The sequence below is a fragment of the Saccharopolyspora hirsuta genome (assembly GCF_008630535.1).
GTDB classification, from domain to species: domain Bacteria; phylum Actinomycetota; class Actinomycetes; order Mycobacteriales; family Pseudonocardiaceae; genus Saccharopolyspora; species Saccharopolyspora hirsuta.
Genome location: NZ_VWPH01000020.1, coordinates 97,144 through 110,111 on the forward strand (window position 1 = coordinate 97,144; position 12,968 = coordinate 110,111).

The following is a 12,968-nucleotide window of genomic DNA, read 5'->3' on the forward strand; positions in this document are numbered from 1 at the left end:
CTGGCGAGTTGCGCTGCGTTCGGGAGCCGTCGGGCTCCCGCGGTCCTGCTAGGGGAGGGAGATCAGTTCTGCGGCGGCGAAGTTCCGCTCCGGGTCGCGGTCGGCGAAGTAGGCCCCGACGGTGTCGGCCAGCTCGTCCTCCGTCCACAGCGGACCGCTGGTGTCGAACCGCTGCTCGACCGCGGGTGCGGCCATGAGCGCGATCATGCCGCTGTGCACGACGAAGACCTGCCCGCTGATCCGCTCCGCGGCGGGCGAGGCCAGGTAGGCGACCAGCGGCGCGACGTGGTCGGTGGACAGCGGGTCGACGCCTTCCTCCGGTGCCGGGCCGAACACCTCCTCGGTCATCGCGGTGCGGGCCCGCGGGCAGATCGCGTTGGCGCGCACGCCCATGCGCGCGAGAGCACGTGCGGTCGAGACGGTGAGCGCGGCGATCCCGGCCTTGGCCGCGGCGTAGTTCGGTTGCGCCGCTGCACCGAGCAGGAACGCTTCCGAAGCCGTGTTGATCACGCTGCCGTAGGTCGACCCGGTCTGCTTGTACTGGTCGCGCCAGTGCGCGGCGGCGTTGCGGGACAGCAGGAAGTGGCCGCGCAGGTGGACGCGGATCACGTCGTCCCACTCCTGGTCGGTCATCTTGAACAGCATCCGGTCCCGCAGCACCCCGGCGTTGTTGACCACCACGTGCAGCCCGCCGAACCGCTGCACCGCGGTGGACACCAGCTCCTCCGCCGTCGCGCTGGACGAGACGTCGCCGAGCACCGCGACCGCCTTGCCGCCGAGCTCCTCGATCTCGGCCACCACGTCCGCTGCGCGCTCGCTGACGTCGTTGACCACCACCTCGGCCCCGGCTCGGGCCAGCGCGAGCGCTTCCGCCCGCCCCAACCCGGCGCCCGCCCCGGTGACGACTGCGACCTTGCCCTCCAGGCTCCGCACCACCGCTCCTCCGTCGTGTGTCCCAGTGCTCGTTCTGCCGGTGGCCGACCGAGAACCGGTCGGCCACCGGGCAGAACCGCCGCTGACCCGCAGCGTCCTCGGCCGGAGATCACGAGCGCCGCCCGGCTCGTGCGGCACGGCCAGACCGTCGTTGATCTCCTGCAGCTGTGGCCGCCCCGGCCCTGGTGCGCACTGCCGCCTCCACCGGTTGGTCACCTCACCGAGCTGGCCGGGGACTGTAACTCGCAACACAGTAGAACGTGTTCTTTCACAGAGGCAAGACTCCCGGGAAAAACCCGAAGAAAATCGGATCAACGCACGTCGCGAGCAGTGAAACTCGTTCTAATCGATCCAGTTCGGACCCGGCACTCAGCTGCTCAACGAGCCATTCGAGCGAATGTCACTGCTCCGTTCGGTGCGATTTCGCTCCTCCACCCCTCCGTAGAACCCGTTCCGGATTTGAACCGGGACGACTTCTCCCCACCCGACAAGCGACTTGTCGACCTGGGCGCCCGGTCGGGATTATGGTTGTTGAAACATGTTTCACACGCTTCCGATCGCAGGAGGGGTGCATGCGCATCGCCTACACGTCCGAGCAGGAGGAGCTGCGGGAGGAGCTGCGGCGCTACTTCGACAAGCTCATGACACCCGAGATCCGCGAGGAGCTGGCCGCGCACGGCGACTACGGCGACGGCGAGGCCTACCGGCAGGTGGTGCGGCAGATGGGCGCCGACGGGTGGCTCGCGCTGGGCTGGCCCACCGAGTACGGCGGGCAGAACCGAAGCATGCTCGACCAGCTGATCTTCACCGACGAAGCGGCCATCGCCGGTGCGCCGGTGCCCTTCCTGACGCTCAACAGCATCGCCCCGACCATCATGCGCTTCGGCACCCCGGAGCAGAAGGCGCACTACCTGCCGAAGATCGCCGCCGGGGAGATCCACTTCGCAATCGGCTACTCCGAGCCGGAGGCCGGTACCGACCTGGCGTCGCTGCGCACCACCGCCGACCGCGATGGCGACGAGTACGTGGTCAACGGGCAGAAGATGTGGACCAGCCTGATCCAGTACGCCGACTACGTGTGGCTGGCCTGCCGCACCGACCGCGAGGCCAAGAAGCACCGCGGGCTGAGCATCCTGATCGTGCCCACCGACTCCCCCGGCTTCTCCTGGACGCCGGTGCGCACGGTGGCCGGGCCGACCACCAGCGCGACCTACTACCAGGACGTGCGGGTGCCCGCGTCGTCGCTGGTGGGCGGGGAGAACGAGGGCTGGCCGCTGATCACCAACCAGCTCAACCACGAGCGCGTGGCGCTCACCTCCGCCGCCCCGCTGCGCTCCGCGCTGGACGAGGTCGTGGCGTGGGCGCGGGCAACCCGGCTCACCGACGGGCGGCGCGTGATCGACCAGGAGTGGGTGCGCCACCACCTGGCCCGCGTGCACGCCGGTGCCGAGTTCCTCAAGCTGGTCAACTGGAAGATCGCCACCACCGTCGAGCAGCAGCCCGCCCCGGCCACCGCGTCGGCGACGAAGGTCTTCGGCACCGAGTTCGCCACCGAGGCCTACCGCCTGCTGATGGAGGTGCTCGGCAGCGCGGCCCACATCCGCCGGGGCTCGCCCGGTGCGGCCCTGCGCGGCCGGATCGAGCGCATGCACCGCTCCTCGCTGATCCTCACCTTCGGCGGCGGGACCAACGAGGTCCAGCGCGACATCATCGCCGCCGTCGGCCTGGGCCTGCCCCCGGCCAAGCGCTGACCGCAGGACGACCGGACTTCGAAGGAGAGCCCGTGGACTTCACCTTGACCGAGGCGCAGGACGACCTGGCCGAGCTCACCCGCAAGATCCTCGACGACCGCGTGACCAACGAGCGGCTGCGCGAGGTGGAGCGCGGCGAGGACCGGTTCGACCGTGCACTGTGGACGCAGCTGGCGGCGGCCGACGTGCTGTCCGCCGCACTCCCGGAATCCGTCGGAGGTGGCGGTTTCGGGCTGCTGGAGCAGTGCAGCGTGCTGGTCGAGCTCGGCCGCGCCGTCGCGCCGGTGCCCTACCTGAGCTCGATCACCGCAGCCGCCGCCGCGATCGCCCGCTTCGGCACCGACCAGCAGCGGCGCCGCTGGGCCGCCCCCGCCGCGCGCGGCGAGCTGGTGCTCACCGCCGCGCTGACCGAGGAGCACAACCCGACCCCGCGCGTCCCGTCCTGCCGCGCCGAGCACCGGGACGGCGAGTGGGTGCTCACCGGCAGCAAGACGGGCGTCCCGGCCGGTGCGATGGCCGACCTGGTCCTGGTTCCGGCGTCCACATCGGACGGACCTCGGGTGTTCGCGGTGGAACCGGACCGGATGTCGGTGCAGCGCCAGCGCGTCGTCGACTCCGACAGCGAGGCCTGGCTGGATCTGGACGGCGTCCGGGTCGGCGACGACCGGGTGCTCGGCGGCGACCCGGTGCTGGACTGGCTGCTGACCCGCGCCACCGTCGGGACGTGCGCGCACCAGGTCGGCGTCGTCTCGCGCGCCCTGGAGCTGACCAGCGAGTACGCCCGGGAGCGGGTGCAGTTCGGGCGGCCCATCGGCAGCTTCCAGGCGGTCGCCCAGCGGCTCGCCGACGCGTTCATCGACGTCGAAGCGGCGCGGCTGACGCTGTGGCAGGCCGCGTGGCGGCTGGCGGAGGGCCTGCCGTGCGAGGCCGAGGTCGCCACCGCGAAGTTCTGGGCCGCCGACGCCGGGCACCGCGTCGCGCACACCGCGGTCCACGTGCACGGCGGGGTCGGCATCGACCTGGACCACCCGCTGCACCGCTACTTCGTGGCGGCCAAGCGCAACGAGTTCGCGCTCGGCGGCGCGGAGGTGCAGCTCGGTCGGCTCGGCGACGCCCTGGCGGGCTGACATGACGCCGACCGTGACCGAGTTCCTGCTGGCGCGCGCCGACGACGAGCGCTGCGGCCTGCGCTTCGAAGACCGCTCGTGGTCGTGGCGCGAGGTGGTGCGCACCTGCGCGCAGTACGCATCGCTGCTGCGCTCGCTTCGCCGCCCCGGCCCGTTCCACGTCGGGGTGCTGCTCGGCAACGTCCCGGAGTTCACCTTCCTGCTCGGCGGTGCGGCCTTCTCCGGTGCGGTGCTGGTCGGGTTGAACCCGACGCGGCGGGGCGAGGCGCTGGCCCGCGACGTGCGGTTGACCGACTGCCAGCTGATCGTCACCGACATCGCGCACGCCGACCTGCTCGCGGGCCTGGACCTGGGTGTTCCGGTGCTGCTGGTGGACACCCCGCCGTGGTCGGCGCTGCTGGCCGAGCACGCCGGGGCCGAACTCGCCCCCGTCGCGGCCGGTCCCGACGACCTGCTGGTGCTGGTGTTCACCTCCGGCACCGGCGGCGATCCCAAAGCGGTCCGCTGCACGCACGGCAAGATCGCCTTCCCCGGCCGGATGCTGGCCGAGCGCTTCGGGCTCACCGGCGAGGACGTCACCTACGTGGCGATGCCGCTGTTCCACTCCAACGCCCTGATGGCGGGGTGGGCGGTCGGCGCCGCCGCCGGTGCGACCATCGCGCTGCGCCGCCGCTTCTCCGCGTCCGGATTCCTCCCGGACGTGCGGCGGTTCGGCGTCACCTACGCCAACTACGTGGGCAAACCCCTCGCGCACGTGCTGGCCACCCCGCCGCGGCCGGACGACGCGGACAACCCGCTGCGCCTGGTGTACGGCAACGAGGCCAACGAGCAGGACGTGCGGCGGTTCGCCGAGCGGTTCGGCTGCCGGGTGGTGGACGGGTTCGGCTCCACCGAGGGCGGCATCGCGATCGCCCGCACCCCGGACACCCCGCCGGGCGCGCTCGGCCGCCTGCCCGACGGCGTGGCCGTGCTGGACCCGGACACCGGGAAGCCCTGCGCCACCGCGCGGTTCTCGCCCGACGGGCAGCTGCTCAACCCCGACGAGGCCATCGGCGAGCTGGTCAACACCACCGGCTCGGGCTGGTTCGCCGGGTACTACAACGCCCCGGACGCCGACGCGGAGCGGATGCGCGACGGCATGTACTGGAGCGGTGACCTCGCCTACCTGGACGCCGACGGCTTCTGCCACTTCGCCGGGCGCACCGCCGACTGGCTGCGGGTGGACGGCGAGAACCTGGCGACCGCGCCGATCGAGCGGATCCTGCTGCGCCACCCGGAGATCCGCGAGGCGGCGGTCTACGCGGTCCCGGACCCGGCGGTGGGCGACCAGGTGATGGCCGCGCTGGTCACCACGGCCGACTTCCGCCCCGAGACCGTCGCGGACTTCCTGGCCGCCCAGCCGGATCTGGGCCCGAAGCAGTGGCCGCGCTACCTCCGGCTGGCCGCCGACCTGCCCCGCACGGCGACCCACAAGATCCTCAAGCGCCATCTGATGACCGAAGCCCTGGACACCACCGATCCCGTCTACCACCGCGAAGGCTCCAACTACGCGCGCCACCCGGGGTGATCAGAGGTTCTCGGCGAAGAAGCCCAGCACGTGGTGGCGGATCGCGCGGACCGAGTCCGCCGGATCGATCGCGCCGACCAGCCGGATGCGGTCCTCCTCGCTCATCAGGCCCGCTGCCTGGAGCTGCGGTGCCACGACTCCGTGGTCGGTGAACACCCAGTGGTTCGCGTCGGTGAGCTGCTCCCAGCTGGCGCTGCCGCGGTCGAGGACTGCGCGCCAGGTGCGCTCGAACCGCTCGTCGCGGAAGCCGTCGGTCCCGAGCAGCAGCAGCGGGCGGTCCACCCCGTGCTCGGCGACCGGCAGCAGCGCACCGTCCTCGCCGGGCCGCTCCGGGAGGAGGTCCAAGTAGCCCTCCAGGTTGATCGCCGCCTTGAGCCTCGAGTCCTCGTACAGCGCTTCGGCCGCGGTCGCCCCGCCCGCCGAGTGCCCGTACATCCCGATCCGGGTCACGTCCAGCGCGCGGGCGAGATCTTCGGGCACGGCGTCCGAGCCGGGCAGCTCGGTCACCGCGTCCAGCACGAACCGGGTGTCGGCAACTCGGGTGGCGAGCATCCTGCGGAACAGCTGCGGGTCCGCGCGCGGATCGCCCGGCATGGAGATCGTGCGCAGCCGACCGCCGGGGAACTCCACCTCGGTGGTCTCCCCCGGGTGGTCGAAGGACAGCACCACGTGACCGCGGCTGGCCAGCTCCTCGGCGAGCCCGGTGCCGAACGTCCGCGGATCGGCACCGCCCGGGCTGTGCAGCAGCACCGGCCACCTGCCCGGCAGCACCGGCGCACCGACGTGCGAGTGGGACCTGGTGGCCGCCCAGTCCACCCCCTCGGTCGGCAGCTCCGGGTGGGCCACCGGATCGATCACCGCGAACGCCTCCGCGGCCGCCGGGGTGAGGTGCGGCGCCACCGGGCAACCGCGGACGTCCCCGGCCGGGTAGAACGCCGAGACCATCAGCTCGCGGCCCTCGATCCCGCTGTCCCACGGGTCGTTCCGGGACGGGTCGACCAGGTGCAGCGCGATGACCCCGACGGCGTGCGGACCGCTGGGCTCGGGCAGCCGCAGCGTCACCCCTCCAGCACGGTGCGCCGGACCTGAGCAGTCGTGCGCCGGAAACGGCGCGGGAACCACGATTCCGCTGAACATGTGCACTTCCGTTCCGAGCCCCGCGACGGGGATCGCTGAGTTCCTGCGTCCCGCTCAGCAGCAGCGGCAGCTCGCGTCGCCGCGCAGGACGAGATCGGCCGACCTCACTGCGCGGACAGCAGTTCGCGCGCCTTGTCCACGTAGTCCATCAATTCGGTGCCAGCGACGTCCGCGTACTCAGCGCCGAAGCCGCGCTCGCGGATGAGCCCGACCATCGCCTCCGACAGCCCGGGGTCCCGCGCCGTGAACACCTCCACCAGCCCGAAGAACCACCGCGCCGCGGCGAGCACTTCGGGCGCGTCCACCGGATCCCCGGCCAGGCAGTGCCGCGCCAGCCTCGCCGTGACCAGCGGCCATTCGGTGTTCAGCAGCTCCCGACCGCGCGAGCCCAGCTCGTCGGCCCGTGCTTCCAGCGCGGCCCGCTGCTCCGCCGGGATGTGGTTGCCGAAGACGTTCACCGACCCGAAGAGGCCGAGCAGAGCACCGGTGTCCGGTCCGCTGGCGCCGTTGAGCTGGTCGAGCAGGAACTGGGTCCGGTCGCGCAGCGCGGTCAGCCGGGCGATCTGCTCGTCCAGCCCGTCGAGGTGGTCGGCCAGCTCCTCGCGCAGCGCACCGGATTCGACCAGCAGTCCCCCGATCTCCTCCAACGACATCCCCAGCTCGCGCAGCAGCCGGATCTGGCACAGCCGCTGCAGGTCGCCGTCGGTGTACCTGCGGTGCCCGGACCCGGTCCGGGCGCTCGGCCGCAGCAGGCCGAGCTCGTCGTAGTGGTGCAGCGCGCGCACGGTGGTGCCAGTGGCCTTGGCCAGCGCGCCGATGCTCCACCGCGGCTCGTCCGCGCAGTCGGTTCCGCTCATGGCACCGACACTAGGACCTCCCGCGACGTGAGGTTCAAGCCGAGCAGCCGCTCTCCGCCGCCCGGTCCGCAGGCTGCCGGGCGCTCAGCGGAGACCGTCGAGGCGGTTGATCGTCGCGTCCAGCTCGGCGAGCAGGTCGGCCATCACGTCGGCGACCGGGCGGACCTGGTTCATCCGGCCCACGATCTGGCCCACCGGCATCGACACCACGGACGGGTCCGCGGCGCGCATGATCCGCTGGTGCGCCTCGCTGACCAGGATGTTCTGCAGCGGCATCGGCAGCGGGTCCGGCGCGCCGGGCTCCGCCCAGGCGTCGGTCCACCGGGTTTTGAGCAGCCGCGCGGGTTTCCCGGTGTAGATCCGGGAGCGCACCGTGTCGCTGGAGCCCGCCGCCAGCAGCGCCTGCTGCGTCACCGCGTTGCCCGGGAGCTGCTGGTACTCGGTGGTGGCCAGCCAGTACGAGCCCATCCACGCACCGCTGGCCCCGAGCGCGAGCGCCGCCGCGACCTGCCGACCGGAGCCGATCCCACCGGCCGCCAGCACCGGTGCCCGGTCGCCGACCGCGTCGACGACCTCCGGCACCAGCACCATGCTGGCGATCTCCCCGGTGTGCCCACCGGCCTCGTGGCCCTGCGCCACGACGATGTCCACCCCGTTGTCGACGTGCCGCACCGCGTGCTCCGCCTTGCCCGCCAGCGCCGCCACCAGCACGTCGTGCCCGTGCGCCTGCTCGATGACGTCCACCGGCGGCGAGCCCAGCGCGTTGGCGATCAGCCGCACCGGGTGGCGCAGCGCGACGTCCACGTGCGACCGGGCCACCGAGTGCAGCCAGCCCAGCACCCCCTCCCGCTGCTGCTCGTCGGCGGGCAGCTCCGGCACGCCCAGCGCGTCGAGCGTGCGGTGGACGAACTCCCGGTGCTCGGGCGGGATGAGCTCCGCCAGGTCGACCGCGGCGCCCTCGGTGGGGATCTTCGCGGGCATCACCACGTCCACCCCGTAGGGCTTGCCGCCGGTGTTGGCGTCCATCCAGTCCAGCACCGCGTCCAGGTCGTCGGCGTCGTTGAACCGCACGCAGCCCAGCACCCCGAGCCCGCCGGCCCTGCTGATCGCCGCCGCGACGTGCTCGGACGGGGTGAACCCGACGATCGGGTGCTCGATGCCCAAGGTGTCGCACAGTGGTGTTCGCATTGGTTCCTCATCTGTCCTTTCCGGATGCGGCGCGAGCCGAGCTGCGGAGTTCCGCCCCGCGGGACCGCAGTTTCAGCTGAAACTGCGCGCCAGGACCTCCGGTCGCACGTCAGCCCGGTTCCGGCGCGGTCGCGCGCTTGGCGGGTTCGCGCACCTCGGTCGGCGGGTGCGCCCCGGTGTGCCGCTTGGCCCAGGTGTAGTCGGGTTTTCCGCTGGGCGAGCGGGTGATCTGGTCCACCAGCCACAGGCTGCGCGGCACCTTGTACCCGGCGATCCACTCCCGGACGTGCGCGTCGAGGTCGGCCAGCCGCGGCTCCGCGCCGGGTCTCGGCTGCACCACCGCCGCGACGCGCTGGCCCAGGCGCTCGTCCGGCACGCCGACCACCAGCACGTCGAAGACGTCCGGGTGGGACTTCAGCGCGGCCTCCACCTCCTCCGGGAAGACCTTCTCCCCGCCGGTGTTGATGGACACCGAACCGCGGCCCAGCATCGTCACGGTGCCGTCGTCCTCGATCCGCGCGTAGTCGCCGGGCACCACGTAGCGGGTGCCGCCGATCTCGACGAACACCTTCCGGGACTTCTCCTCGTCCTTGTAGTAGCCCAGCGGCACGTGCCCGCTGCGCGCCAGCCACCCGACCTCGCCGGGTTCGGCGAAGGTCCCGTCGTCGCGGATGACCGTGGTGGAGGCGTCGGCGTTGACCCGCGGGCCGCCGGACTGCTCGGTGTCCCGGGAGACCACGCCGATGCCGCTGAAGCCGGTCTCGGACGAGCCGATGGAGTCGGTGATCACCACGTTCGGCAGCGCGTCCAGGTACTGGCGCTGCACCGACGGGGAGAACAGCGCCGCGCTGCTGGAGATCGCCAGCAGCGAGGAGGCGTCGTAGTTCCCGTCGCGGTAGGCCTCGATGAGCGGCCGGGCCATCGCGTCGCCGACGATCGCCAGCACGTTGACCTTCTCCCGCTCGATCGCCCGCCACACCTCGTGCGCGTCGAACTGCGGCACGAAGACCACCGCGCTGCAGGCGAAGAGGTTGCCGAAGCTGGCCCACTGCGCGGCGCCGTGGATGAACGGGGCCGCCGGGAGCCGGACCAGGCCGCCGCTCTCGGCACCGGCCCGCGCCTGCTGCCACTCGTCGCGCATCGCCTCACCGGTCATGAAGTCGATGCCGCCGCCGAGCACCCGCCAGACGTCCTCGTGGCGCCACATCACGCCCTTCGGCATGCCGGTGGTGCCGCCGGTGTAGAGCAGGTAGAGGTCGTCGGCGCTGCGCTCCGGGAAGTCCCGCTCGCCGGAGTGGCCGGACAGCGCGGATTCGTACTCGGTCCCGCCGTGCTCGAGGTCCGTTCCGTCCTCGATCACCAGAACCTCGCGCAGTCCCGGGAACTCCGGGCGGATCTGCGCGACGGTGTCGCTGTAGCGGCGCTCGTGCACCAGCGCCGCCAGGTCGGCGTTGTCGAAGATGTAGCGGAGTTCCGCTGCCACGTAGCGGAAGTTGATGTTGATCGGGACGGCGCGGATCTTGTAGGCGGCCAGCATGGCCTCCAGCGCCTCGATCCCGTTGCGGGAGTAGATGCCGATGTGCGAGCCGCGCCCGAGTCCGCGCGCGGTGTAGTGGCGCGCCAGCTGGTTGGCCCGCCGGTCCAGCTGCCCGAAGGTGAGCCGTCGCTCGCCGCAGACCACGGCGACGCGATCTGGCGTCAGATCGACGGCGTGCTCGAAGAGATCTGCGATGTTGTACGCCACCCTGAAGAAAGTAGAACGTGTTATCGTTCGGGGCAAGAACCCGATGAGCCCAACCGGAATTCGCGGCTCCTTGGACGATCCAGATCGATTTTCCCCTTGACACAAGGAAATCCGTCGAAGTGGAAGGTTCCCCATGACGTCGAGCGCTGAGGTCGTCGAACAACCCCACTGCCTGGTCGAGCGCCGCGGGCCGGTGCTCGTGGTGACGATGAACCGCCCGGAGGCGCGCAACGCGCTGTCCGGTCCGATGTTGCAGATCATGCGGGAGGCGTGGGACGAGGTGGATCGCGACGACGAGATCCGCGCCTGCATCCTCACCGGGGCGGGCGGCGCGTTCTGCGCCGGTGCGGACCTCAAGGCGATGACGCAGTCCCACCCCGGCGACACCACCCGCGGGATGGACATGTCCGTGATCGAACCGCTGCTGAAGGGACGTCGGCTGAGCAAGCCGCTGATCGCTGCGGTGGAGGGCCCGGCGATCGCGGGCGGCACCGAGATCCTGCAGGCCACCGACATCCGCGTGGCGGGCGAGAGCGCCCGGTTCGGCGTCTCCGAGGCCCGCTGGGGCCTGTTCCCGCTCGGCGGCTCGGCGGTCCGCCTCCCCCGCCAGATCCCCTACACCGTGGCGGCGGACATCCTGCTGACCGGCAGGCACATCCGCGCCGCCGAGGCCAAGGAGATCGGGCTGGTCGGCCACGTCGTCCCGGACGGCCAAGCCCTCGCCAAAGCCCTGGAGCTGGCCGATCTCATCGCCGCCAACGGCCCGCTGGCCGTCCAGGCGATCCTGCGCACCATGCGCGAGACCGAAGGCATGCCGGAGAACGACGCGTTCAAAGTGGACGCTCGCCTGGGGATGCAGGTCTTCACCAGCGAGGACGCGAAGGAGGGCCCGCGCGCCTTCGCCGAGAAGCGCAAGCCGAACTTCCGCGCGCGCTGAACGATGAAGGGCACCTCCGGCGCGAGGTGCCCTTCATCGCGGGTTCAGATCGCCCGCTCCCGGTCGGCCCAGTACGGGTCGCGGAGCTTCCTCTTGTAGAGCTTGCCGTTCGGGTCCCGCGGGAGCTCCTCGACGAAGTCGACGCTGCGGGGCGTCTTGAACTTCGCCAGGCGTTCGCGGGCGTAGCCGAGCAGCTCCTCGGCCAGATCGTCGCCGGGCAGCACACCTTCGGCGGGCTGCACCACGGCCTTGACCTCCTCGCCCCAGTCCTCGTTCGGGACGCCGAACACCGCCACGTCGGCGACCTTCGGGTGCACCGACAGGGCGTTCTCGATCTCCGCCGGGTAGATGTTCACCCCGCCCGAGATGATCATGTCGCTCTTGCGGTCGCACAGGAACAGGTAGCCGTCCGCGTCCAGGTAGCCGACGTCGCCGAGGGTGAACAGGTCCCCGACGCGCGCCTGCTCGGTCTTGCGGGAGTCCCGGTGGTACTCGAAGGTCGAGCCGCCCATCCGCATGTACACCGTGCCGATCTCGCCCGGCGGCAGCTCCGCGCCGTCGTCGCCGAGCACCTTGACCGTCGAGCCCGGCCAGGGCCGCCCGACCGATCCCGGCTTGTCCAGCCACTCCGCCGCGCCGATCGCGGTGCCGCCGCCCTCGGTCGCCGCGTAGTACTCGATCACGACCGGCCCCCACCACTCCAGCATCGCCCGCTTGACCTCCGGCGGGCACGGCGCGGCACCGTGGATCGCCGCGCGCAGCGACGACACGTCGTAGCGCTCCCGGACCTCCGGCGGCAGCGCCAGGAGCCGGTGGAACTGGGTGGGCACCATGTGCGTGTGCGTCACCCGGTGCCGCTCGATCAGCCGGAGCATCTCGGCCGGGTCCCAGCGGTCCATCAGCACCGCGGTGTGCCCCAGCTGGATGGAGTGCGTGACGAAGTTGAGCACGGCGGTGTGGTACAGCGGCGAGCCGCACAGGTGCACGTGCCCGTCGAAGGGTTCGAGCCCGAAGATGCCGAAGAACCACGTCGCGGCGGCGGGCACCACGTCGGGATCGGCCCCGGTCAGCGGACGCCGGACCCCCTTGGGGCGACCGGTGGTCCCCGAGGTGTAGAGCATCGGCGAGCCCATCGTGCGCACGTCCGGCCGCTTCGCCGGTTCGTTCGCGCCGAGCTGCGACAGCTGCTGGAACCCCGGGATCTCCCCCACCGCGAAGCGCGCCGAGGCCGGGAGCCCGGAGCGCGCGGCGGCGTCGGAGGCGGCCTCCCCGAAGCGCTCGTGCGCGATGAACGCCTTCGCCCCGCTGTCCTCGATCAGGTAGGCGACCTCGGGGCCGACCAGGTGCCAGTTCACGGTCACCGCGTACAGGCCGCACTGCAGCGCGGCGAAGTAGGCGGCCAGCAGGTCCGGGCCGTTGGGCAGCATCAGCACCACGCTGTCGCCCACGTCGAGCCCCATGCCCTGCAGGCCGCGGCCGTAGCGGTCCGCCGCGGCGGCGAGCTCGGCGTAGCCGATCGAGCTCCCGTCGGGCGCGACCACGGCGACCCGGTTCGGTTCTTGCTCGGCGATCTTCCACAACCCGATGTCGGACACGGCGGACTCCTGTCAACGGCGACGCGGGAAATCGGAACGAGCACCAAATCTAGAACCTGTTCCACTTCACCGGCAAGGCCCGGCCGCGAGCCGATCGGAGTCCACTGAGGACCCGGAGCGCGACGCGACCGG

Annotated in this window: 10 protein-coding genes; 4 read left to right on the forward strand and 6 right to left on the reverse strand. The window is 71.8% G+C overall.

Features of this window, described 5'->3' with window-relative positions:
* Nucleotides 1-48: 48 nt before the first annotated feature.
* Complete coding sequence (locus F1721_RS32590) at nucleotides 49-936, reverse strand: 3-oxoacyl-ACP reductase (RefSeq protein ID WP_211840722.1); 888 nt, start codon at nucleotides 934-936, stop codon at nucleotides 49-51.
* A 569-nt stretch (nucleotides 937-1,505) separates the two neighbouring features.
* Here F1721_RS32590 and F1721_RS32595 point away from each other — a divergent pair.
* The 3 genes from F1721_RS32595 to F1721_RS32605 are packed head-to-tail and all read left to right on the forward strand — an operon-like array spanning nucleotide 1,506 to nucleotide 5,378.
* Complete coding sequence (locus F1721_RS32595) at nucleotides 1,506-2,684, forward strand: acyl-CoA dehydrogenase family protein (RefSeq protein ID WP_150070691.1); 1,179 nt, start codon at nucleotides 1,506-1,508, stop codon at nucleotides 2,682-2,684.
* Between the two features lie 32 nt (nucleotides 2,685-2,716).
* The gene (locus tag F1721_RS32600) at nucleotides 2,717-3,811 is read left to right on the forward strand and encodes an acyl-CoA dehydrogenase family protein (protein WP_150070692.1); all 1,095 of its coding nucleotides are present in this window, start codon (nucleotides 2,717-2,719) and stop codon (nucleotides 3,809-3,811) included.
* A 1-nt stretch (nucleotide 3,812) separates the two neighbouring features.
* Nucleotides 3,813-5,378, forward strand: a complete 1,566-nt coding sequence (locus F1721_RS32605) for a long-chain-fatty-acid--CoA ligase (RefSeq protein WP_150070693.1) — start codon at nucleotides 3,813-3,815, stop codon at nucleotides 5,376-5,378.
* Here the strand turns inward: F1721_RS32605 and F1721_RS32610 are convergent, their stop codons facing one another.
* The 4 genes from F1721_RS32610 to F1721_RS32625 form a co-directional block, all read right to left on the reverse strand.
* Entirely contained in the window at nucleotides 5,379-6,440 is a 1,062-nt protein-coding gene (locus F1721_RS32610; protein ID WP_246155448.1) for an alpha/beta hydrolase family protein, read from the reverse strand. It abuts the gene before it with no gap.
* A 179-nt stretch (nucleotides 6,441-6,619) separates the two neighbouring features.
* Complete coding sequence (locus tag F1721_RS34870; protein ID WP_150070695.1) at nucleotides 6,620-7,372, reverse strand: MerR family transcriptional regulator; 753 nt, start codon at nucleotides 7,370-7,372, stop codon at nucleotides 6,620-6,622.
* 84 nt (nucleotides 7,373-7,456) lie between these two features.
* Nucleotides 7,457-8,560 carry an NAD(P)H-dependent flavin oxidoreductase gene (locus F1721_RS32620; RefSeq protein WP_150070696.1) on the reverse strand — a complete coding sequence of 368 codons (1,104 nt, stop codon included), beginning with the start codon at nucleotides 8,558-8,560 and terminating at the stop codon, nucleotides 7,457-7,459.
* A gap of 109 nt (nucleotides 8,561-8,669) precedes the next feature.
* Nucleotides 8,670-10,304, reverse strand: coding sequence for an acyl-CoA synthetase (locus F1721_RS32625; RefSeq protein WP_150070697.1), 1,635 nt, complete (start codon nucleotides 10,302-10,304; stop codon nucleotides 8,670-8,672).
* Between the two features lie 133 nt (nucleotides 10,305-10,437).
* On the opposite strand from F1721_RS32625, the gene F1721_RS32630 reads away from it, so the two are divergent.
* The gene (locus tag F1721_RS32630) at nucleotides 10,438-11,241 is read left to right on the forward strand and encodes a crotonase/enoyl-CoA hydratase family protein (RefSeq protein ID WP_150070698.1); all 804 of its coding nucleotides are present in this window, start codon (nucleotides 10,438-10,440) and stop codon (nucleotides 11,239-11,241) included.
* 44 nt (nucleotides 11,242-11,285) lie between these two features.
* On the opposite strand, the gene F1721_RS32635 is transcribed toward F1721_RS32630, so the two are convergent.
* Nucleotides 11,286-12,836 carry an acyl-CoA synthetase gene (locus tag F1721_RS32635; RefSeq protein ID WP_150070699.1) on the reverse strand — a complete coding sequence of 517 codons (1,551 nt, stop codon included), beginning with the start codon at nucleotides 12,834-12,836 and terminating at the stop codon, nucleotides 11,286-11,288.
* Nucleotides 12,837-12,968 lie beyond the last annotated feature (132 nt).

What these genes read in the sequence shown, in the direction of transcription:
- F1721_RS32595 (WP_150070691.1), top strand. Translation starts at nt 1,506, where the DNA reads ATGCGCATCGCCTACACGTCCGAGCAGGAGGAGCTGCGGGAGGAGCTG.
- F1721_RS32605 (WP_150070693.1), top strand. Translation starts at nt 3,813, where the DNA reads ATGACGCCGACCGTGACCGAGTTCCTGCTGGCGCGCGCCGACGACGAG.
- F1721_RS34870 (WP_150070695.1), bottom strand. Translation starts at nt 7,372, where the DNA reads ATGAGCGGAACCGACTGCGCGGACGAGCCGCGGTGGAGCATCGGCGCG.
- F1721_RS32620 (WP_150070696.1), bottom strand. Translation starts at nt 8,560, where the DNA reads ATGCGAACACCACTGTGCGACACCTTGGGCATCGAGCACCCGATCGTC.
- F1721_RS32630 (WP_150070698.1), top strand. Translation starts at nt 10,438, where the DNA reads ATGACGTCGAGCGCTGAGGTCGTCGAACAACCCCACTGCCTGGTCGAG.